Source organism: Acidiphilium sp. PA (genome assembly GCF_026191915.1).
Classification (GTDB): Bacteria; Pseudomonadota; Alphaproteobacteria; order Acetobacterales; family Acetobacteraceae; genus Acidiphilium.
Genome location: NZ_JAIMBY010000001.1, coordinates 533727 through 555551 on the forward strand (window position 1 = coordinate 533727; position 21825 = coordinate 555551).

At 62.3% G+C, this 21825-nt stretch carries 17 protein-coding genes; 12 read left to right on the forward strand and 5 right to left on the reverse strand.

What is annotated here, in order from left to right; translation table 11 throughout:
* From AruPA_RS02490 to AruPA_RS02520, 7 genes are all read left to right on the forward strand, one after another.
* Window positions 1-1518: a sugar ABC transporter ATP-binding protein gene (locus AruPA_RS02490; protein WP_265634773.1), complete on the forward strand. Its 1518-nt coding sequence runs from the start codon at window positions 1-3 to the stop codon at window positions 1516-1518.
* Window positions 1515-2471: an ABC transporter permease gene (locus AruPA_RS02495; protein WP_029312938.1), complete on the forward strand. Its 957-nt coding sequence runs from the start codon at window positions 1515-1517 to the stop codon at window positions 2469-2471. Before AruPA_RS02490 ends, AruPA_RS02495 begins: the two co-directional genes overlap by 4 nt.
* 2 nt (window positions 2472-2473) lie before the next feature.
* A complete protein-coding gene (locus AruPA_RS02500; RefSeq protein WP_265634778.1) occupies window positions 2474-3460 on the forward strand; it encodes an ABC transporter permease in 987 nt (328 codons plus the stop codon).
* Window positions 3461-3647: 187 nt separating this feature from the next.
* Window positions 3648-4631, forward strand: coding sequence for a ubiquinol oxidase subunit II (locus AruPA_RS02505; RefSeq protein WP_265634780.1), 984 nt, complete (start codon window positions 3648-3650; stop codon window positions 4629-4631).
* Between the two features lie 18 nt (window positions 4632-4649).
* A complete protein-coding gene (locus AruPA_RS02510) occupies window positions 4650-6719 on the forward strand; it encodes a cbb3-type cytochrome c oxidase subunit I (protein ID WP_265634781.1) in 2070 nt (689 codons plus the stop codon).
* Window positions 6720-6796: 77 nt separating this feature from the next.
* A complete protein-coding gene (locus tag AruPA_RS02515) occupies window positions 6797-7351 on the forward strand; it encodes a cytochrome c oxidase subunit 3 (RefSeq protein ID WP_265634783.1) in 555 nt (184 codons plus the stop codon).
* Window positions 7348-7716, forward strand: coding sequence for a hypothetical protein (locus tag AruPA_RS02520; protein ID WP_265634785.1), 369 nt, complete (start codon window positions 7348-7350; stop codon window positions 7714-7716). Before AruPA_RS02515 ends, AruPA_RS02520 begins: the two co-directional genes overlap by 4 nt.
* A gap of 49 nt (window positions 7717-7765) precedes the next feature.
* On the opposite strand, the gene AruPA_RS02525 is transcribed toward AruPA_RS02520, so the two are convergent.
* Window positions 7766-7945: a DUF3309 family protein gene (locus AruPA_RS02525; RefSeq protein WP_265634786.1), complete on the reverse strand. Its 180-nt coding sequence runs from the start codon at window positions 7943-7945 to the stop codon at window positions 7766-7768.
* Between the two features lie 565 nt (window positions 7946-8510).
* Between AruPA_RS02525 and AruPA_RS02530 the strand changes: the two genes are divergently transcribed.
* Together AruPA_RS02530 and AruPA_RS02535 are read left to right on the forward strand one after the other, a co-directional pair.
* Complete coding sequence (locus AruPA_RS02530; protein WP_265634788.1) at window positions 8511-10073, forward strand: ATPase domain-containing protein; 1563 nt, start codon at window positions 8511-8513, stop codon at window positions 10071-10073.
* Window positions 10066-11790 (forward strand): ATP-binding protein, encoded by a 1725-nt coding sequence (locus tag AruPA_RS02535; RefSeq protein WP_265634790.1) that lies wholly within the window; start codon window positions 10066-10068, stop codon window positions 11788-11790. Before AruPA_RS02530 ends, AruPA_RS02535 begins: the two co-directional genes overlap by 8 nt.
* A gap of 21 nt (window positions 11791-11811) precedes the next feature.
* Here the strand turns inward: AruPA_RS02535 and AruPA_RS02540 are convergent, their stop codons facing one another.
* Complete coding sequence (locus AruPA_RS02540; protein WP_265634792.1) at window positions 11812-12366, reverse strand: hypothetical protein; 555 nt, start codon at window positions 12364-12366, stop codon at window positions 11812-11814.
* 37 nt (window positions 12367-12403) lie between these two features.
* Window positions 12404-12742, reverse strand: a complete 339-nt coding sequence (locus tag AruPA_RS02545; protein WP_265634794.1) for a hypothetical protein — start codon at window positions 12740-12742, stop codon at window positions 12404-12406.
* Window positions 12743-12872: 130 nt separating this feature from the next.
* Between AruPA_RS02545 and AruPA_RS02550 the strand changes: the two genes are divergently transcribed.
* Window positions 12873-16106, forward strand: coding sequence for a PAS domain S-box protein (locus tag AruPA_RS02550; protein ID WP_265634795.1), 3234 nt, complete (start codon window positions 12873-12875; stop codon window positions 16104-16106).
* A gap of 74 nt (window positions 16107-16180) precedes the next feature.
* Here the strand turns inward: AruPA_RS02550 and acnA are convergent, their stop codons facing one another.
* A complete protein-coding gene (acnA, locus tag AruPA_RS02555) occupies window positions 16181-18868 on the reverse strand; it encodes an aconitate hydratase AcnA (RefSeq protein WP_265634796.1) in 2688 nt (895 codons plus the stop codon).
* Between the two features lie 114 nt (window positions 18869-18982).
* Between acnA and ccmA the strand changes: the two genes are divergently transcribed.
* Together ccmA and ccmB are read left to right on the forward strand one after the other, a co-directional pair.
* The gene (ccmA, locus tag AruPA_RS02560) at window positions 18983-19588 is read left to right on the forward strand and encodes a heme ABC exporter ATP-binding protein CcmA (protein WP_265634797.1); all 606 of its coding nucleotides are present in this window, start codon (window positions 18983-18985) and stop codon (window positions 19586-19588) included.
* Window positions 19585-20238 carry a heme exporter protein CcmB gene (gene ccmB / locus AruPA_RS02565; RefSeq protein ID WP_265634799.1) on the forward strand — a complete coding sequence of 218 codons (654 nt, stop codon included), beginning with the start codon at window positions 19585-19587 and terminating at the stop codon, window positions 20236-20238. Before ccmA ends, ccmB begins: the two co-directional genes overlap by 4 nt.
* 52 nt (window positions 20239-20290) lie before the next feature.
* On the opposite strand, the gene AruPA_RS02570 is transcribed toward ccmB, so the two are convergent.
* Window positions 20291-21823, reverse strand: coding sequence for a glycosyltransferase (locus tag AruPA_RS02570; RefSeq protein WP_265634801.1), 1533 nt, complete (start codon window positions 21821-21823; stop codon window positions 20291-20293).
* Between the last annotated feature and the right edge of the window lie 2 nt (window positions 21824-21825).

The window sequence follows — 21825 nt, forward strand, 5'->3', positions numbered from 1 at the left end:
TTGTCCGATATCATCCTCGAAACCCGCGCCGTGTCCAAGCGCTTTGGCGCGGTGCAGGCATTATCCGACGTGTCGTTCGCCTTGCGGGCGGGCGAAGTGCATGGGCTGGCTGGCGAAAACGGTGCCGGCAAGTCCACGTTGATCAAGATCCTGACCGGGTTTTATCAGCCCGATGAGGGTGAGATTATCTTGAGCGGCACTGCGGTTCGCCTGGATAGCCCGCGTGCCGCGCAGCGCCAGGGGATTAGTGCGGTGTATCAGGAGATCAACCTGATTCCCGAGCGCAGCGTTGCCGAAAACCTGTTTCTCGGCAACGAGCCGCGCCGGTTCGGCGTGCTGATCGATCGGGCGCGGATGGAGCGATCAGCGGCCGAGCTGCTGGCGCGCTACGATCTCGCGATCGACCCGCGCGCACGGCTTGGCGCGCTGGGTCTTGGTTTGCAGCAGATGGTCTCGATCGCGCGGGGTGTCCGGCTTGGAGCACGGGTTGCGATTCTCGATGAGCCCAGCTCCGCGTTGACCGGTACCGAGGTGGAAACGCTGTATCGGGTGGTCGACCGGCTGAAGGCCGACGGTATTGCGATTTTGTTCGTCAGCCATCGGCTTTCGGAATCCTATCGGCTGTGCGACCGGCTGACGGTGCTGCGCGACGGCCGCGTGGTGGCCAGTGAAGCGGTTGCGGATTTGCCGCGCGCCGCGCTGATCGGCGCGATGCTTGGGCGCAATGCCGAGGCCATTCACGGCAATCGGCCCGCACGAACCCCGCGCGAGGGCGTCGCCGCGTTCGAGGCGAGTGGCCTGCGCTGGCGCAACCGGGTGCGCGACGTATCGTTCGCTGTACGGCCTGGTGAAGTTGTTGGGTTGGCAGGGTTGCTCGGTTCGGGCCGGACCGAGACGATGAAGGCGAGTTTTGGCGCCGAGACCAAAGAGGGCGGGGCAATCCGCGTCGGCGGCAGCTCTGTCCCCTCCACCACACCCGGACGCTCGATTGCGGCGGGTCTGGCGTTTTTATCCGAGGATCGGCGTGCGGAGGGGATATTTCCCAAGCTGTCGGTCGCTGAAAATCTGACCGCGACCGCCCTGCCCCGCATTGCCCGGTTCGGCTTCGTCTCGCAGCGCAAGCAGGCGGCGATGGTTGCCGAATTCACCAAGGTTCTGGGCATCAAGACCGCCGGGCCGAATGCGCCGATCACCTCGCTCTCGGGCGGCAATCAGCAGAAGGTGCTGCTGGCGCGCTGCCTGGCCACGGCGCCGCGCGCGATCATGCTCGATGATCCGACCCGCGGCATCGATGTCGGCGCGAAGGCCGAGGTGCATGAGGCGATCAACCGGCTGGTCGAGCAAGGTTTGGGTGTGCTGGTGACATCGTCGGAGATGGAGGAATTGATGGCGCTGGCGGATCGGTTGATCGTGCTCACCGAAGGAGCGGTAACCGGTGCGACCAGCACCGACGGGCTGGAGGTGCAGGACGTGCTAGACATACTGGCCCAGCCGCACGAGGCGGTCGCGCACCCATGAGCACCGGTTTGATGGCGCGGACCGGGCATGACAGCCCGATGGCTCTGCTGCGGGCGCAAAGCGTCTATGTGGCGTTTGCCGCGTTGATCGTGATCGATTTGATTTTCACACCCGGCTTTCGCAACGTGTTCGTGATCCGCAACCTGCTGTTCGAGGCGGCGCCGGTCATTCTGGTGACGCTGGGGCAGAGCCTCGCCATTGGTACGCGCGGCATCGATCTGTCGGTAGGCTCGACCATGGGGCTGGCCGCGGCGGTGATGGCACTGGCGCTGCCCGGCGGCTCATGGCTGGCGGTGGCGGCGGGGGTTGGTGCGGGGCTGGTGGTGGGGATGATCAATGGTGGCCTGATCGCGGCCCTGGACATCAATCCGCTGATATCGAGCCTGGCGCTGCTGGTTGCCGCGCGCGGCACCGCGGAAGCCCTGCTCGATGGTTCGCGCGTGAGCCTGCCGACCGGCGGCTTGTTCGATGCGCTGGGCATCGGCGCCGTTTGGATCGTGCCGACCGTCGCGATTATTGCCCTCGCGATTGCGGGGTTGGTCGCTTTTCTGGTCCGCACCACGATGTTCGGGCGATACGTGCTGTTCATCGGCGCGAACAAGGCGGCGGCGATGATTGCCGGGATCAAGGTGCGGCGCACGTTGTTGCTGGTCTATGCCGCGAGCGGCGTGCTCGCGGGGCTGGCGGGTGTGTTCGCGGCGGCCAGGCTTGGCGCGTCCGACCCCAATTACATCGGCGTCAATTACGAACTCGATGCGATCGCCGCGGCGGTGATTGGCGGCACGCCGCTGTCCGGCGGGCGGATTTCGATTCTCGGCGGCGTGTTCGGCGTGTTGCTGTTGCAGGTGCTGGGGGCGAGTTTCATTATGAACGACATCAATTTCAGCTATGCGCAGATCCTCAAGGCGGTGTTCATCGTCGGTGCGCTGTATTTGCAGCGGGCGGGGGGTTGAGCGTGTCGGGTACAAGCGCGGCCGTACGGGCAGAAGGCGCCGCGCCGGAGCGACGGGCACGGTTGATCGCGCTGATCCAGTCGCGTGGGGCGATTGGCGTGCTGGTGCTGGCGACGATTGTCGCGAGCCTGCGCTTTCCGTTTTTTCCGACGGTTGCGAATTTCGAGAACATCGGTACCGCGGCGAGTTTTCTGGGCTTGGTGGCGATCGGCCAGACCTTCGTGATCATCCTGGGTGGGTTTGATTTATCGGTGGGTTCGTTGATCGGCCTTGGGTCCGTGTTGGCGGCCTATGCGCTGCCTTATGGCTGGTGGGCGGCCTTGCTGGTGCCTGCGCTGGCCGGCGGCGCGGTGGGATTGGTCGATGGTCTGTTGATCGCGCGCGCCGGCATGGCACCGTTCATTGTCACGCTGGCGGCCCTGCTCGGCGTGCGCGGGATTGCGCTGGTGTTGGCGAAGAACAGCCTGGTGATTGCCACGCCCGGGGTGTTCGGCCTGATCGCGAACGGGCAGATCCTTGGGATCGATAATCTGATCTGGATTGTGTTGATCGGGTTTGCGATCGCCGCCATCGTGCTCAACCGCACCCGGTACGGTGTGGCGGTGTTTGCGATCGGCGGCAATGAGGAAGCGGCGCGGATGCTGGGTGTGCCGGTGGCACGCATCAAAGTACTCACCTACGTGGTCTCCGGCACGCTCGCCGGCCTGTCAGGGGCGCTGCTGGCGGCGCATCTGTCATCGGGCATCTCCACCGCCGGCCAGGGCGAGGAATTGAAATCGATCGCGGCGGCGGTGATCGGCGGCGTGCTGTTGACCGGTGGCGTGGGCACCATGGCGGGCGCGCTGTCCGGTGTTCTGCTGCTCGGCCTGATCGAGAACGTGATCGATCAGATCGGGAATTTGAGCTCTTATTATCAAAATCTGGCGAGCGGGGTGTTTTTGCTGATCGCCGTGCTGATCCAGACAGTGCTGACCCGACGGCGCCGATAATCCGGGCCTGACGGCTTTGTGACGGGTTGGTCGCGCGCATCCGTTGATCGCCGGATGCGCCATCCCAATGTGGGCTGAGGCGCCGTGACAGGACCCGCCATGAGCGCCACGCATGCGCGCGGACATTATAGCCGCGGTGAACCAGGGGATTATTGCGATTGTGCAACTAAGGCATCGTGCAGATTTCATGAGACGGCGATGCGGTTGGTTGCGGCTGTCGCCACTGGCACTGTTGGCGTCGCTGTCTGGGTGTTCGGGGCATCAGCTCCGGCTGCTGCATCCGGATGGGCCGATTGCGGCGACGTCGTTGCGGTTGAGCGTGATCGATGTGCTGATCATGCTTTGCATCATTCTGCCGACCGGTATTTTCGTTGCGATATCGCTATGGCGTTTCCGGGCCGCGCGCAAGGCTCGCTACGATCCCGGCTTCACGCATTCGGTTCGGCTCGAGGTTTTGATGTGGGGCGTGCCGTTCGCCGCGGTGGCGACACTCGCCTATTTTTCATGGCGCGGTGTGTTTCTGGTGAACCCCTATGCGCCGACGGCCCTAGGGCAACGCAAATCCTTGCTCGCCATGCCGGATCGGCCGGGGAAAGCGAATCCGCTGGTAATCGACGTTGTCGCAACCGACTGGCAGTGGCTGTTTATCTATCCCGATCAGCACATCGCGATACTCAATGCGCTCCGGCTACCGGCGGGCCGGAACATTGAGTTCCGCCTGACCGCGACCGATGTCGTCAATGATTTCTATATCCCGCAACTGATCGGCATGATCGACGTCATGCCCGGGATGCGGACCAAGGACATGATGCGCGCTGACCGGCCCGGCGTTTGGCAGGGGTTTTCGGCGGACATCAGCGGCGCGGGATTTTCGTGGATGCAGTTTCCGACCCGCGTGATGACGCAAGCTGGATTTGCGGCCTGGGTTGCGAAAACGCAGGCGGTGCCGACGCATCTCGACTATGCACGGTTTCGATCGATGGCGCGCCCGACCATCGATCTGGGCAATGTTACCCAGGTGTTTTCGGCTGTGCAGCCGCATCTGTTCAGCCGGATCGTCCACGCAGCGATGAACGGTGTGACCTATACGACTCCAATGTTTTTGACCGAGCATATGCGGCGCGACCTGGCCAGGCGTGTGCCGTATCTATCGGGCTATCCGCATTCCTGAAAGTATCGAGGTTCAACAGTGTTGGTTCATCTACAAGGTGCCTGGACCCCCTGGCTGGGGCGGCTGACGCTCTCGCAGATACCCTATAACAGCCCGATCGTGCTCGGTGCGTTTGTCTTTGCGCTGCTGATGGCGGTGCCGATTGTTGCGCTGTTTACCTACTATCGCAGGTGGGGCTATCTGATCCGCGAGTGGATCACCACGCTCGACCACAAGAAAATCGGGGTCATGTACATCATTATCGGGCTGGTGATGCTGTTGCGCGGCTTCATCGATGGCGTGATGATCCGCACACAGCAATTACTGGCCGATGGGCCGCGGTCAGCAGCACATCTTCAGGCGGTGCACGGGTATTTGCCGCCGTTCCATTTTGATCAGATCTACAGCTCGCACGGCACCATCATGATCATTTTTGCCGTCACCGTGGTCCTGACCGGGTTTCAGAACATCATCGTGCCGTTGCAGATTGGCGCACGGGATATGGCGTTTCCCTATCTCAACGCGGTCAGCCTGTGGCTGACCGCGGCGGGGGCCGCGCTGGTCATGATTTCGCTGTTCGTCGGCGATTTCTCGCATGCCGGCTGGGTCGGCATCATACCGCTCACCGAACTGCCCTATAGCCCCGGCGTAGGGGTCGATTACTGGGATTGGGCGTTGCAGCTGAGCAGCCTCGGCACCACGCTCGGCGCGCTGAACCTGATCACCACGATCGTCATGATGCGCGCCCCGGGTATGCGCTGGTTTCGGATGCCGTTTTTCACCTGGGCGACGCTAAGTACGCAGACCATCGGGCTCACCGCGTTTCCGGTTCTGGGCGTTGCCCTCGCTTTGTTGAGCTGTGATCGTTATCTGGGTACACATTTCTATACTGCCGGTCTCGGTGGGAATTTGATGCTGTACACGGACCTGTTCTGGATCTGGGGACATCCCGAGGTTTATTTCATCATCCTGCCGGCGTGGGGCATCATGTCTGAGGTGATCCCGACGTTTTCCGAGAAGGCGCTGTTCGGCTACACCGTCATGGTTGCGGCAACCTTATCAATCGCCGGTCTGTCCTGGGCGGTATGGCTGCACCATTTCTTCACCATGGGTGCGGGGCCAGGCGTCAATCTGGTGTTCAGCGTCTCGACCATGCTGGTCGGCATTCCGACCGGCGTGAAGGTGTTCAATTGGTCGCTCACGCTGTATCGTGGCCGTCTGCGCTTTGAGACGCCGATGTTATGGGCGATCGGCGCGCTGTTTCTGCTGCTGGTTGGCGGCCTGACAGGGATGATGCTCGCCATTCCTGCAATCAACTACACGGTGCATAACAGCGTATTTGTGGTGGCGCATTTCCACACGATGTTCCTGGTCAGTGTATTCGGTATTTTTGCTGGACTGATGTACTGGTTTCCGAAAGTCTTCGGTTTCCGGCTCGATGAGCATAGCGGCCGGCGGTTCTTCACGTTTTTCTCGCTCGGCACGGTGTTCGTGTTCGCCGCGATGTATATACTTGGCTTGATGGGCATGACCCGCCGGTTGGATTATCTGTATGATCCGCACTGGCAACCGTTGCTGATCATTCAGGAATTCGGCATTTTTCTGTATTGTGTATCGGTCTTTTATTTCTGCAAGATGATCTACGTCAGTATCCGCGATCGCGCGAAGGAAGCGCATGGCCAGGATGTGTGGCAAACCTCCCGCACGCTGGAGTGGATGACGCAGACTCCCGTGCCGTTCTATAATTTTGCGGTCATCCCGGTCGTGCATGGGCGTGATGCATGGGCGATGCGGCGTGACAGCGGGTTGACCGCGACATCACCGGACCAATACGAGGACATTCATCTGCCGAACAACACCATCGTGCCGGCGTTGCTTGGTGGGCTGGCGTTCGGGTTCGGCTTCGGCATGGTGTGGCGCATCTGGTGGCTGGCCGGGTTCAGCTTGCTCGGGATCATCGGCCTCGTCATTCTGCGCTCATTCGCGGACGATAAAGGTTTCACACTGAAGGCCGCGATGGTGCGCCGGATGGAACGCAATCATGAGGATACGGGGATCATGACCGATCATATCAGCCCGCCGGTTGCTGAACTGATGTTATTCCAATGAGCCGCACTGCACATCGTCTGATCGGGCCTGAGGAACCGCTCTGGGCGCCGCATCATCCCGAAGCGGACCCGGTTTCGATGCATACGCTGGGGTTCTGGCTTTATATGATGAGCGATGCCCTGATTTTCGCAGCATTGTTCGCAGCCTACGCCGTACTCGACCACCCTTACAACGCCGCCGGCGGTCCGCAGATCCGCGATGTGGTTCACCCCGCCGGCGCTTTTATCCAGACAATCATCCTATTTACCAGCGTCTTTACCTATAGCCTTTCGATGGTCGGACTCAAAGCAGGCAACCGCGCCTTTGTCATCGGCGGTCTGCTTGCCGCAGTTGTGTTTGGTGCCGCCTTTCTCGGGCTCGAACTGCGGGACTTCGCTCGGCTCTTCGCCGAGGGTGCCACACCGGATCGAAGCGGCCTGCTGTCGATCTTCTTCGTACTGGTCGCGGCCCATGGGGTCCATATGGTGTTCGGGATTCTATGGATGCTGGTGATGATGGTTCAGGTCGCGGTGAAGGGATTTACGACGGCAGTGGTCACCCGGCTGCTCAACCTGCGGATTTTTTGGATGTTTCAGGCATCGATCTGGGTCTGCATTTTCGTGTTCGTGTATCTCAACGGAGCCTATCGATGAACCCGCATCCCGCCGATCCACTCGATCATCCGGATGTTCGCAATGCCAGTGCGGTCGGCTTTGTCGCTGGGTATGCGGCATCGGTCGGTTTGATGGCCATCGCACTGATGGTCACGCTGCAACATGAGATGTCGTATGCGGGGTTTGTGATCGCTATCGCCATCCTGGCCGGGTTGGCGTTATTGGCGCAAGCGCTGCTCATGTTCCAACTGAACTTGTCGGGTGCACAACGCTGGAAGACCATCTCACTGTTGCTGGTCGTGCCGCTGTTCGTGTTATCGATCGGACTGACAGGTTGGATGTTTCATACGCTCTACCCGCGTACCATGCTCGATTTCATGCAAGTGCAAGGCAACGGGATGTAATAAACCCAGGCAGCGGTTCGGCCGCCTGGGTCGATTTCACACGATGCGGTCAGTGCATGCCAACGCCATGCGCGCCCATGCCGCCGACCAGCCAGACAACGATCAGGACGATCAACACGATACCGAGGACGCCGCCAAGTCCCCGGCCGCCGTAACGGTTATAGCCGTAGTAGCCGCCGCCGCCCCCGAACAGAATGACGATCAGAATGATCAGCAGAATGAGACCCATGAAACCTCCAAATGAATGATTCGATGCAGGGAATGTTAAAAATGCCTGGAGCCGTTCAAACGGCCACATAATTTTCAAAGTCGATGCACAAAATCTGTATTTTCGAACCTTGACGATTTGGGGATTCACGTCCTCAAAACCAAGAGATTGGTTCCATCTCCTTCAAACATTTTCGAATGATTTACTGGACATTATATTTTTGAAACTTATGTCACACTATGATTTTCATTTGAACACCGCATGCTGTTCTGCGCGTTCGATTGGATTGATCGACTGAAGAATTCATACCGTAGGCGAGGCTTGTCGAAGGAGATCGACTCCGCCAAGCAGTCCCATCGCGTATACACGAACGCTCACAAATCTGTGATAGATGAACGTCCGTACTGGGTTTTTATAAAGCCGCTTCCAGACATTACAGTAGTTCAGGTGGCACGCATGAGTGGAGCATATCGGCCGATCGTCTGCGCATTGTCGCCGGCGCGCAGCTTGATCAGATACGACCCACCAACCATATCGGGCTGGACAACGAGAAGAGATTGTTTCCCCTGGCTGTAAGGCGCTGACTGTGAACGACATTAAACGTGATGGAGGCCAAGTGTCGACATCTGGCGGCGACGCGCCGCAATCCCGTGGAGGGGACGACCCCGCCCGTATTTCGACCGGCAGCGCAGGGCTCGATGACATTTTGGGCGGTGGATTCGATGCGGATCGGATTTACCTTTACGAAGGTCGTCCCGGTACTGGCAAGACGACGTTGGCCATGCAGTTTCTGACCGAAGGCGTGCGGCAAGGAGAACGGACCCTTTACATCACCCTGTCTGAATCCCGTGTAGAACTTGCGGTGGTTGCCCAGAGACATGGGTGGTCGCTCGACGGGATCGATGTCTTCGAACTGCTTTCGCCAGAGGCACTGCTCAATCCGGATCATGAAATGACGGTTCTGCATCCGGCGGAGATGGAACTGAACGAAACGACAAGGTTGGTCTTCGACCGGGTTGAGACCTCCAACCCGACTCGCGTGGTGTTCGATAGCCTGTCTGAAATGCGGCTGCTGGCACAGAATCCGTTACGCTACCGGCGGCAAATTCTTGCCCTGAAGCATTTTTTTGCGGGCCGACGCTGCACTGTTATTCTCCTCGATGATCTTTCGTCGGCACAGAACGACCTGCAAGTGCACTCGATCTCGCATGGCGTGATTCTGCTCGAACAACTGGCGATCGACTACGGCGCGGAGCGGCGGAGGTTGCGCGTGATTAAGATGCGCGGCATCCGCTTTCGGGGCGGCTTTCACGATTTTACCATTGAAACTGGTGGCCTCGCTATTTATCCACGGTTAGTCGCCGCAGAACATCATACCACATTCACTACCGAACAGACCCCGAGCGGCAATGCGGCGCTTGATCAACTGCTGGGCGGGGGGCTCGAACGTGGTACAAACGCGTTGCTGATGGGCGCCGCGGGCGTCGGAAAATCGACCCTCGCGCTGAGCTACGCGGTAGCCGCCGCTTCGCGCGGCGAGCACGCCGTGGTGTTTGCGTTCGATGAAGGACGGGGAACGATCATTGCCCGCGCCCGCGCGCTGGGCATGCCGCTGGATCGGGCGCTGGACGCCGGCCTGATCCAGATCAGGCAGGTGGACCCCGCCGAGTTGTCCCCAGGCGAGTTCGCCCATCAGGTGCGCGCCGCGGTCGAAGGGCAAGCGGCGCGGGTGGTGATCATCGACAGTTTGAATGGTTACTTGAACGCGATGCCGGATGGCCGATTCCTGGTACTGCAGATGCATGAATTGCTCAGCTATTTGAGCCAGATGGGTGTGCTGAGCATTATGGTGCTCGCGCAGCACGGCATCATCGGCACCACCGAAACACCGCTAGATGTGAGTTATCTGAGCGATGCGGTTATCATGCTGCGGTATTTCGAGGTTGCCGGCACGATCCGGCGGGCTCTGTCGGTCATGAAGAAGCGCAGCGGCGCGCATGAACATACGATTCGCGAGTTTCGTCTGACGGATGAGGGAATTTCGATTGGCGCGCCGCTCACCGGGTTTACGGGCATCCTGTCCGGCAATCCGGTTTATACAGGTGGTCCAGAACCGCTGCTCGCGGTCGGCGGAAAACGCGATGGATGAGACTCCGGCGCCCCCGGCCGCGTTCGAACACGGGGATGAAGACCGATTTGCAATACTAGCGCCGATCGGGCGAGACGCGGCAGCTATTGCCGGGGTTCTGGGGCGCGCCGGCTATTCCAGCGTGATATCCCGCGATGCGGCCACGCTGGTCGCCGCGCTCGACAACGGCGCAGCGGCAGCGTTTATCGCCGAGGAAGGTTTGTTCGGGCCGGGTGAAGCGATTCTTGCGGCCTGGGTAAGCACGCAGGCACCCTGGTCCGATCTGCCATTCATTATCCTGACCAGCCGGCAGGTGCGACCGGAAGTGGAACGCTGGCGCCTGCGGATGATCGCAACGCTGCGCAATGCTTCGTTGATCGAACGCCCCCTCGATGCGTTGACGCTTTCGAGTGCCGCGGGGTCGGCCTTACGCGCCCGGCGCCGGCAGTATGAGGTTCGCCATCATCTCGCGGCGCGGGCGCAGACGGCGGTCATGCTCGAGCATCTGGTCGAGGACCGTACCCGGGAACTAGCGCATGCCAACGCTGCGCTACACCAGCAGATCGCCGAACGCGAACGCACCGAAGAGGCGCTGCGCCAGGCTCAGAAAATGGAGGCGGTCGGCCAGCTGACCGGCGGACTTGCGCATGATTTCAACAATATGCTCGCCGGCATCACCGGTAGTCTGGAAATCATGCGTCGGCGTATCAATCAGGGCCGCCATGGCGACCTTGGACGATATGTCGATATCGCCACCGTTTCGGCCACACGTGCCGCCGCCCTAACCCATCGACTTCTGGCATTTTCACGGCGCCAGACGCTCAGTCCGAAACCGACTGACGCCACCGCCCTGGTACTCGGCATGTCCGAACTGATCACCGGTACGGTTGGCCCAACGATCCGCGTCGAGACCACCCACGCGCCCAATGTCTGGCCGATCATGTGCGATCCGCATCAGTTGGAAAGTGCCGTGCTCAATCTAGTTATCAATGCGCGCGACGCGATGCCGGAGGGCGGGCAGCTGACAATTGAACTGGGGAACACCGTGCTCGATGCAGCCTACGTTGCCGATCATGCCGACCTCGAGCCGGGCGATTACGTGGTGCTGAGCATCAGTGATTCTGGAACCGGCATGTCACCCGAAGTGGCATCGCGGGCGTTCGATCCGTTTTTCACGACCAAGCCGCTGGGCGCCGGCACTGGGCTCGGTCTGTCGATGGTCTATGGGTTTACCAAGCAATCGAGCGGGCATCTGCGGATTTACAGCCAGCTTGGATCGGGCACGACCATCCGGCTCTATCTGCCGCGCCATCAGGGCGGGATTGGCCACGCCGATGGTGCCGGACCCAGCACTGAGATACCGCGCGCGCAACCCGGTGAAACGGTGTTGATCGTCGATGACGAGTCCGCGATCCGCATGCTGGTGCGCGAGGTCCTGGATGATCTGGGCTACGCATCGCTCGAAGCCGAGGACGGTCGTGCCGCGTTACGCATTCTGCGCTCCGCCAGCCCGATCAATCTGTTAATCACCGATGTCGGGCTACCGAACGGTATGAATGGACGCCAGTTGGCCGATGCGGCGCGGCAGAACCGTCATGATCTGCGGGTCCTATTTATCACGGGTTATGCCGAGAAGGCCGCGGTCGGTAATGGTCTGCTCGATCAGGGGATGGACGTAATGACCAAACCCTTCGCCCTCCACGCGCTGGCCAGCAAGATCCGCGAAATGATCCACTGAGAGGCCCGCGGCTGGGGCAAATCAGTCGTGGCCATGCACATGATGGGCAGCATTGCGCCTCAGGATATCCAGTGCGAGCCGCTCATGCGCTGCCGAGCGCACGCGGACCCAAAGCAGCAGGCCGCCGGCATCCTCTTGCGCCGCGATCCCACGGTCCCGGTTGCGCGTCAACGCGTAAACGAGCGCACCGCCGATAAGGGCACCGACGCCGCCGGTTGCGGCGGTAACAGCCGCCGTTGCGGCAATCGCCGCGCCTGTTCCAGCCGTCGCGGCGGCCGCGCCCATCGCGGGCAGAAGCGCAAAACCGGCGATCAGACCGCCCTGGGCATCGCCGACCGATTCCGGCGCCACATAGGGCTTGCGCTGCACGGTAGGATCATCCGCCAGATGATGCGGCGGCGCATCCTGGACCGCCGCGGGATCGAGCAGCCCGAGTTCGAAGCGAGCAAAACCCGCCAACATCAGTTCGTCGATTGCGGCCTGCAAAGAGGCCTGATCATCGAAAATACCGACCGCTTCACGCACGGCGACCGACGCATTGATGTCCTGATGGCCGTCGGGGACTGGATCTGTCATGATAGGACATTCCGTTGTGATGCTCGGGCTTTGGTGATCATAAGCGCCGTGGGCGGGCCTTTTTTTCCTCATCGAGCGCCCAGTTGATGATGTGGGACTGATCATCAGGACGCTCGGCTAGCCAATGTCCGTCATCCGTCCTGTCGCGCTCGTCGCACATACGCTTGATCGCTGACCCCGCATCCGGCGCGTCCCACAAGCCACCGACACGTTCAATGACGCCGTCGGTATCGCGGCGAAAGACAATCCATGGCGGCATGAGAATATCCTCCAACGGGGTTTCGTTGAAACGAGACGTGGCAATAGATGGCGCAATCACAAGCGCCGGCGAGCACGTCAGCATGAAACCTTGGTCATCTGCGTCACAGACGTTCACACACCGTGTTGATCGACCCCGGATGCCGGAACACTTTACGTTTACGCAAATCGCTTGGCGGTTTATAGGAATGGCGCATCGAGACGCTGATTGGTCACGGATCGGGCGTAGCGCAACCCAAGGAGACCGCGTGGCAAGACGGCAACCCGATGAAAACTCTCCCGCTGAAGCCGGAGCGGCGGTCGTCGGCCAGATGGCGTCCGAACGGTTTTATCGGGCAATTTTCCACAGTGCAGTCGATTTTGCGATCGTGGCGCTCGATTGTGCGGGCACAATTGTCGATTGGAACACCGGTGCCGTTCAGATTTTCGGGTGGTCGAGCGCGGAGGCGGTGGGGCGCGATGTCGCGCTGATCTTCACCCCGGAAGATCGTGAACAGCAACGGCCGACCACCGAAATGCGTCGGGCACTGGCCGATGGGCGTGCCAATGACGAGCGCTGGCATTTGCGCAAGGACGGTACGAGCTTCTGGGCCAGCGGCGAGATGATGCCGTTGCGCGATGAGGCTGGCGCGCATGTCGGCTATCTGAAGATCCTGCGCGACCGGACGGATCAGCGTGCGGCCGATGCCACGCTGCGCGAGGCGCGCGGCCTGAATACGCTGATCCTGCGTTCGGCGCGCGATTGCATCGTGGTGCTCGATCTCGACGGTCACACGCTGTTCGTCAGCCCTGGCGGCATCGAAAGCATGGAAATCAGCAACGTCGCCACCGTTCTGGGGTCGTCATGGCTGCGGGTATGGCAGGGCGAGGATCTGGTCGCCGCGCGTGCGGCGGTGGCGGAAGCCCGCGGCGGCGGCATCGGGCGGTTTCAGGGCTATTGCCCGACCCACAAGGGCACCCCGAAATGGTGGGACGTGGTGATTTCGCCGCTCCCCGGTATCGACGGCACACCGGAACGGCTGGTTTCGGTCGGGCGTGACATCACGCAGATCCACGATGTCCAGCAGCGCCAGGCCGCGCTGCTGGTGCTCGCCGATCGGATGCGCGACATGGTATCGATCGACGAAATTGCGCGCTGCGCGGCGGAAACCCTGACGTTGACGCTCGGGGTGAGCCGGGCCGGCTACGGCGTAATCGATCTGGACACCGAGACGGTCGATGTGCTGCACGATTATCACAGCGACATGATCCCCGAGGTGATAGGCCAGCATCGGCTGCGCGACTTTGGATGCTATGTCGATGATCTAAAGCGGGGCGACGTCGTTGCGGTGAGCGATGTCCGGCTGGACGCCCGGACACGCGAGCAGGCGGGTAACCTCGAACGCATCCATGTGCGATCCTTCGTCAATCTGCCGATCTTCGAACGGGGCCAGTTCGTCGCGCTGTATTTTGTGGCGGGTCTTGCGCCGCGGGCGTGGTCCACCGATGACATCGAATTCATCCGCGCGATCGCCGATCGCACGCGCATCGTCACCGAACGGTTGCGGGCCCAGCAGGCATTGGAAATATTGAACGCCACGCTCGAACAACAAGTCGACCAACGAACGCGCGAGCGCGACCGCGCCTGGAAGAACTCGCAGGACCTGCAGTTGGTGCTGGACGAGGCGGGCGGTATCCGGGCCATTAACGATGCCTGGACCGAGCTGCTCGGCTGGGCCCGCGATGACCTGATCGGTCGTAGTTTTCTCGAATTCGTCCACCCCGACGACCGGCCGGCGAGCGAGGCGCGGCTGGCCGTGGTCGGTTCGCGGCCTCTGCCGTTTCATGAAAATCGCTATCGCCACAAAGATGGCTCGTGGCGGTGGCTCGCGTGGGTGACCGCCGTCGAAGAGGGGTTGATCTATGCCAGTGGCCGGCACACCACGATCGAACGCCAACAGGCCGAGGCGTTGGAACATTCCGAAGCACGCCTTCGAACGATTTTCAGCGCGAGTTCGCAGGCGCAGGGTCTGCTGACCCCGGACGGCATCCTGCTCGAAGCCAACGCCGCCGCGCTGAGCCTGGCGGCCACGACATTGGACCAGATTGCCGGCCTGCGGTTCTGGGAAACCCCTTGGTTCGCCGGCACCCCCGGCATGCCCGAACTGATGCAAGCCGCGGTGGCGACAGCGGCACGCGGGGAAACCTTTGTTCAGGAAATCAGCCTCGCCCTTCCCGTCGGCCGCCGGGTGTTCGAACTTTCGATCCGCCCGGTACTGAATGTCGCCGGCGAGGTGATCGCACTGGTGCCCGAGGCCACCGATCTGACCGATCGCCGGCAGGTCGAGGAGCAGTTGCGCCAGGCACAGAAAATGCAGGCAATCGGTCAACTGACCGGCGGCATCGCGCACGATTTCAACAATCTGCTGACCGGCATTTCGGGCAATCTGGAATTGCTGCGGCGCCGGATTGATCAGCGACGCTATGACTCGCTTCAGACTTACGTCACCGGCGCCCAGGGTGCGGCATCCCGCGCGGCGGCGCTGACGCACCGGTTACTGGCGTTCTCCCGCCGCCAGACGCTGGCACCGAAACCGACCGACATCAACCTGCTGGCATCCAGTATGGCCGATCTGATCGAACGGACAGTGGGGCCGGCCATCGATGTCGAGTTTGCTTTGTCCAAAGAACTATGGCCGACGTTGTGTGATCCCAATCAGTTGGAAAATGCGCTGCTTAATTTGTGCATCAATGCCCGCGATGCGATGCCGGACGGCGGCCGCCTGACCGTGGAGACGCGGAATCGGCGGCTTGAGGATCATGCGGCCCGCGCCTGCGACCTCGCACCCGGCCATTACGTGTCGCTCTGCGTCAGTGACAACGGCACCGGCATGACGCCGGAGGTGATTGCGCGCGCGTTCGATCCGTTTTTCACCACCAAGCCAATTGGGTTGGGGACCGGCCTCGGCTTATCGATGATCTACGGCTTCGCCCGCCAATCGGGCGGCCAGGTCAGGATCTATTCCGAACCGGGTGAGGGTTCGATGGTGTGTTTGTATCTGCCACGGCATCGTGGTCCAGCCACCGAACCGGAGGTTGCGGTAATGCCGAGCGACGCCGCGCAAGCCGGCGCCGGCGAGGCGGTGCTGATCGTGGATGACGAACCCGGGGTGCGCAGTTTGGTGACCGAGGCGCTCAGCGATCTGGGGTATCGCGCGATCGAGGCGGAGGATGGCGCGAGCGGCCTCGCGATCCTGCAGTCACCGGTGCGGATCGATTTGCTGATAACCGATGTCGGTCTCCCCGGCGGCATGAACGGACGGCAGATGGCGGACGCTGCACGCGCGCAACGACCCGCGCTGAAGGTGCTGTTCATCACAGGATATGCGGAGACCGCTGTGATCAGCCACGGTCATCTTGACCCGGGAATGCATGTACTCACCAAGCCGTTCTCAATCGAAGCGCTGGCCGGACAGATCAGCCGGTTGATCGCTGGAAGCTGAGGGTATGAGGCGCCGGCGGGCGCAGCGATCAACCCTTGCCAGGGTTGATCGCCGGACGGACAAGGCGCGATGGTTCAGGCCGCCTTGGCCATATTCCGCAACACGTAGTGCAGGATACCGCCGTTTTCGTAATACATCACCTCGTCCTTGGTATCGACGCGGCAGAGCAGGCTTGCCCGATCTGTCGACCCATTGGCGCGATGGATCAGCATTTCGATGTCCATCCGCGGTGACAGATGTTCGAGGCCGAGAATATCGATCGTCTCGTCGCCCTTCAGCGCGAGCGTCTTGCGGGTCATGCCGTCTTTGAACACCAGCGGCAGGATTCCCATGCCGACCAGGTTCGACCGATGGATGCGCTCGAAGCTTTCAGCGATCACCGCGCGGATACCGAGCAGCATGGTGCCTTTGGCCGCCCAGTCACGCGAGGAGCCGGTGCCGTATTCGCGGCCGACGAAGGCAACCAGCGGCACGGCTTCGGCCTTGTAGCGCATCGCCGCATCATAGATCGGCAGTTGATCGCCGGAGGGGTAATGCCTTGTGTAGCCGCCTTCGACGTTATCGAGCATCTCATTGCGGATACGGATATTCGCAAAGGTGCCGCGCATCATGATTTCATGATTGCCGCGGCGCGATCCGTAAGAGTTAAAATCCTTCGGCAAAATCTGGCGTTCGGCCAGATATTCACCGGCCGGTGTGGTCTTTTTGAAGCTGCCAGCGGGGGAAATGTGGTCGGTGGTGATCGAATCCCCGAGCAGGGCCAGGATGCGCGCGCCCGTGATATCTTTGACCGGGGCGGGTTCCATCGTCATGCCCTCGAAATACGGCGGGTTCTTTACATAGGTCGAAGAGCCAGACCAGCGATAGGTCTCGGCATCGCCTTCGACCTCGATCGCCTGCCACTGCTTCCCACCCTTGAATACATCGCCGTAGCGATCGAGGAACATCGCCCGGGTCAGGGTCGCCTTGACGATATCGGCGATTTCCTGCGTGGTCGGCCAGATATCCTTGAGGAAGACGTCCCTGCCGGACTGGTCCTGACCGATCGCGACCGTCGTGATATCCTTGGTCATGGTGCCGAGCAGCGCGTAGGCGACCACCAGCGGCGGCGAGGCCAGGTAGTTTGCCCGCACGTTCGGGTGCACCCGGCCTTCGAAATTGCGGTTGCCGGACAGAACCGAGACAGCGACCAGCTTGTTGTCCTCGATCGCATCGGCGATCGCATCGTCGAGCGGGCCGGAATTGCCGATGCAGGTGGTGCAGCCGTAGCCGACGGTCTCGAAGCCGAGCGCGTCCAGATCGGCCGAGAGGCCGGATTTGTCGAGATATTCGGTCACGACCTGCGAGCCCGGCGCGAGCGAGGTTTTCACCCACGGCTTCGGCGTCAGCCCCAGGGCACGCGCCTTACGCGCCACCAGACCGGCAGCGACCAGCACGGAGGGGTTGGAGGTATTGGTGCAGGAGGTGATCGCCGCGATCACGATATCGCCATGAGTGATCGAGAAATTCTTGCCGGCGACCTCGGCCTTCATGCCGACATCGTTGGCGAGCACGCCGAGGCTTTTGGTCAGTTCGGTCGCGAAGGCCGACGCCGCTTTGGACAGGGCGACGCGATCCTGCGGGCGTTTCGGGCCGGCGAGCGAGGGTTCGACGCTCGACATGTCGAGTTCCAGCGTGTCGGAAAACGCTGGCTCGGTGCCATCGCGCCAGAGACCCTGCGCCTTCGCATAGGCTTCCACCAGCTTGATGCGGTGCTCGTCACGCCCGGAGAGCGTCAGGTAGTCGAGCGTGATCTGATCGACCGGGAAAAACCCGCAGGTCGCGCCGTATTCCGGCGCCATGTTGGCGATCGTCGCGCGGTCGGCCAGCGGCAGATGGTCCAGCCCCTCGCCGTAGAACTCGACGAATTTGCCGACGACGCCTTTTTTGCGAAGCATTTGTGTCACGGTCAGCACCAGATCGGTCGCGGTGATGCCCTCGCGCAGTGAGCCGGTGAGTTTGAATCCGATCACATCGGGGATCAGCATGGCGATCGGCTGGCCGAGCATCGCCGCCTCGGCCTCGATGCCGCCGACGCCCCAGCCCAGCACACCCATGCCATTGACCATGGTGGTGTGGCTGTCGGTGCCGAACAGCGTGTCAGGGTAGGCGATGGTCTTGCCCGCGGCTTCCGCAGTCCAGACCGCCTGGGCGAGATATTCGAGATTGACCTGATGGCAGATGCCGGTGCCGGGCGGTACGACGCGAAAATTATCGAACGCCTCCTGACCCCAGCGCAGAAATTCGTAGCGCTCGCCGTTACGTTCAAATTCGAGATCGACGTTTTGTTCCAGCGCATCCTTGCGGCCGGCGACATCGACCATCACCGAATGGTCGATCACCAGATCGACCGGCACTAGCGGGTTCACCTTGTCGGCGTTGCCGCCGAGCTTGACGATGCCATCACGCATCGCAGCCAGATCGACCACGGCGGGCACGCCGGTGAAATCCTGCATCAGAATCCGCGCGGGGCGGAACGGGACGTCCTTGTCGGAATGTGCAGCACCCACCCAGTCGACGATCGCCTTCGCGTCATCGACCGTGTAGGCCGCGCCGTCCTCGAAGCGGAGCACGTTTTCGAGCAGGATTTTCAGCGTGCGCGGCAGGCGGGAAATATCGCCCAGCTTTTCAGCGGCGGCATTGAGTGCGAAATAGGTGTACTCCTTGCCCTCGACGCGGAGCGTCGTCTCCACTTTCAGACTGTCCTGACCGATCATGTTCATGGTGCTTGTTCCTCTTCGCAGCGTTCGGCGTGTCGCGCCGCAGCAAAATCGATTTGTGATCCGCTTTAATCACGGTGACCGCCGCGCGTCCATCGCCACCATGGCGATTTAGCCATGCTCGAAGCACGGTCCCTGGCCGCGATTCGCGGCGAGCGCCTGGTGTTCCGGGATGTCTCGTTCAGCCTCGCTTCGGGCGGTGCCTTGCTCCTGATCGGGCCGAACGGGGCGGGCAAATCATCGCTGATCCGGCTGCTCGCCGGCCTGACGCCACCGGCCGCCGGCGATCTGCTCTGGCAGGGCGACAACGCGCTCGACGATCCGCCTCTGCACGCGACGCGGCTGTGCTTCGTCGGGCATATGGACGCGATCAAGCCGGGCCTCACGGTCGCCGATAATCTTGGCCTCACGCGCAAACGGACGCGCGCCGATATCCTTGCCGCCCTCGCCACGGTCGATCTCGATCGTTTTGCCGATCTGCCGGCGCGGCTGCTGTCATCCGGGCAGCGCCGCCGCCTTGCGTTATCGCGCCTCGCGCTGAGCGACGCGCCGCTCTGGCTGCTCGATGAGCCGACCACCGGGCTCGACGCCGCATCGGTCCGCCGGTTGGAACAGAATTTCGCTGGACATCGGGCCCGCGGTGGCATGGTGATCGCCGCCACCCATCTGCCGCTCGACCTGCCGGGCGCGGTCCCGTTCGATCTGAGCCGGATGGCAGCGTGAGTCGGTTTTTGGCGCTGATCCGGCGCGAGCTGATCCTCGCCCTGCGCCATGCGGGCGATTCGGTGGCTTCGCTGCTGTTTTTCATTATCGCAGCCAGCCTGTTTGCCTTCGCGGTCGGCCCCTCGCCGGCGGTGCTCTCCGGCATCGCGCCGGGCGTGATCTGGGTAATCGCGCTGCTCGCCGCGCTGTTGCCGCTGAACCGGCTGTTCGCCGCCGATTACGAAGATGGCGGCCTCGATCAACTGATGGTCTCCGGCCTGCCGGCTAGCGCGGTCGCGTTCGGCAAGATCATCGGCCATTGGCTGACCACCGGGCTACCGCTGCTGATCATCGCCGGCCCGGTCGCGATCATGCTGCGGCTCGACGCCGGCGGTGTGCCGCAATTGCTGCTGACCTTGCTGCCGGGCACCATCCTGCTCTCGCTGGTCGGCGGCATGAGTGCCGCGATCACGCTCGGCGCGCGGGGCGGCACCGTATTGTTGCCGCTCATCGCCCTACCGCTGATGATCCCGGCGTTGATTTTCGGGGCTGCCGGTGCGGTGACACCGCATCCGATCGCGGAATTCGCGATGCTGCTGGGCCTGCTGGCGTTGTTTTTACCGCTGGCGCCGTTGGCGGCGGGTGCGGCATTGCGGGCCGCGGTATCCTGATTTGGGGACGTAGCGAACGCTGCATCGCGCCGGGCGTGCGCGGCTGCGTCGATCATCCAGCCGCGGCGGCATCGCTGGCCAGCGCCTGAGCCAAAGCCGCATCGACCCTGTCCACCGACCAATCCCGCTTGATCATCGCCCGGCCCGCCAGCACGGACTGCCGGTGCAGCGCGGCATCGGAGCACAACGCGAGAATGGCAGCGCTCAGTCCCTCATCGTCATCGGCGACGCAATGCGCCAGTTTGGCGGGCCAATCGAGTCCCTCGATGGCAACAGACGTGGCAGCGCAGGGCACGCCGGCGGCGAGACTGTCGAGCAGCTTGCCTTTGATCCCGGCACCGAACCGCATGGGGGCGACCGTCAGGGTGAGGCGCGCGAAAAATGCCGCCAGATCATCGACCGCGCCGAGCAGTTGAACGCCGGTGGCGGCCCATTGGCGCATTGCCGGCGGCATCGCCGAGCCGGCGATCAGGCAGGTGATTGCGGGTATGGCGGCGCGCAGGCGCGGCATGATCTCGAACGCCAGCCGGTGCGCGGCGGCCAGATTGGGCGCATGACCGAAATGGCCGATGAACCCGATGGTCGCTTGCGGCACCACAGCGCGAGTCTTCGCCGGTGTCACGAGCCACGGCGCGACAACCACGCGTTCGGCCGGCAGGGTGCGGCGCAGGATGGCGGCTTCGGTGTGCGAATGGGTGATGACCGCATCCGCCGCGCCGGCAACCGCCAGTTCGGTATCGCGCACCTTGCGGGCATGGGCGATCAGCGCCGGTTCGCGTTCGCTGTAGCCGCGCCGGGCGAGGCGCAGATGATGCAGATCGGCCACGCTATAGATCACCCGGGCGCGCGGCTGATGCAGGCGCACCAGCGGCATGTAGCCCGCCGCGGCATCGAGCCGGTGCAAATAGACCAGATCGAAGCGCCCGGCCTCGCGCGTCAGAACCTCCTCCACCGAGCGATGGACCGGCCGGCTGCGCCAGTCGATGCCGGGGTGGCGGGGCGGCGCCGAGCCGTCGGCCGCGGCGAAACTCACGGCGTAGCCGAGCCTGATCAACGCTTCGACATGTGAAAGGATGGCGTTCGACCCCGCATCACGCCCTGGCGCGGGCATCGTGGTGTCGATCACCAGAGCGCGCGGCTTGGTGCCGGCGGGGGCGAGGCGGCGGGCCGCGAGGCGATCGATTTGTGCCGACAGGGCGACGATCGCCGCATCGATCGCCGTGGTCGTGGCCAGACCGTCCAGCACCGATTGTAGGAGCGACGTTTCATGCGCATCGAACGCATTGGCCGGGGCAATCACAGCGGGCGAGGCGGCGAGTTCCGCGCCGTCACGCTCACGCACCACCCGGATCAGATGCTGGCCAAGGCCTGGCAACCCGCCTTCGTAGCGCAGATCGAACCCGTGCCGGCCATCGCCGATGCCGCCGGCCGCCAGATCCGGCCGAAGCCGGTTGGCCACCACACGGTCGAGCAGAACATCATTGTCGATAACCAGGAGCGCGATCGGCTGGTGCGGCAGGCGCTCGTCCTGCGCCCAGCCGGAGATATGGGTTCGCGTGGCGATATCCAGCCTGCCGCGCAGCATCG

Excerpts from the sequence above, each read along its gene's own strand:
- AruPA_RS02570 (WP_265634801.1), bottom strand. The coding sequence starts at position 21,823 with ATGCTGCGCGGCAGGCTGGATATCGCCACGCGAACCCATATCTCCGGC.
- AruPA_RS02535 (WP_265634790.1), top strand. The coding sequence starts at position 10,066 with ATGGATGAGACTCCGGCGCCCCCGGCCGCGTTCGAACACGGGGATGAA.
- AruPA_RS02495 (WP_029312938.1), top strand. The coding sequence starts at position 1,515 with ATGAGCACCGGTTTGATGGCGCGGACCGGGCATGACAGCCCGATGGCT.
- ccmA (WP_265634797.1), top strand. The coding sequence starts at position 18,983 with ATGCTCGAAGCACGGTCCCTGGCCGCGATTCGCGGCGAGCGCCTGGTG.
- AruPA_RS02540 (WP_265634792.1), bottom strand. The coding sequence starts at position 12,366 with ATGACAGATCCAGTCCCCGACGGCCATCAGGACATCAATGCGTCGGTC.
- AruPA_RS02505 (WP_265634780.1), top strand. The coding sequence starts at position 3,648 with ATGAGACGGCGATGCGGTTGGTTGCGGCTGTCGCCACTGGCACTGTTG.
- AruPA_RS02520 (WP_265634785.1), top strand. The coding sequence starts at position 7,348 with ATGAACCCGCATCCCGCCGATCCACTCGATCATCCGGATGTTCGCAAT.
- AruPA_RS02515 (WP_265634783.1), top strand. The coding sequence starts at position 6,797 with ATGCATACGCTGGGGTTCTGGCTTTATATGATGAGCGATGCCCTGATT.
- acnA (WP_265634796.1), bottom strand. The coding sequence starts at position 18,868 with ATGAACATGATCGGTCAGGACAGTCTGAAAGTGGAGACGACGCTCCGC.
- AruPA_RS02525 (WP_265634786.1), bottom strand. The coding sequence starts at position 7,945 with ATGGGTCTCATTCTGCTGATCATTCTGATCGTCATTCTGTTCGGGGGC.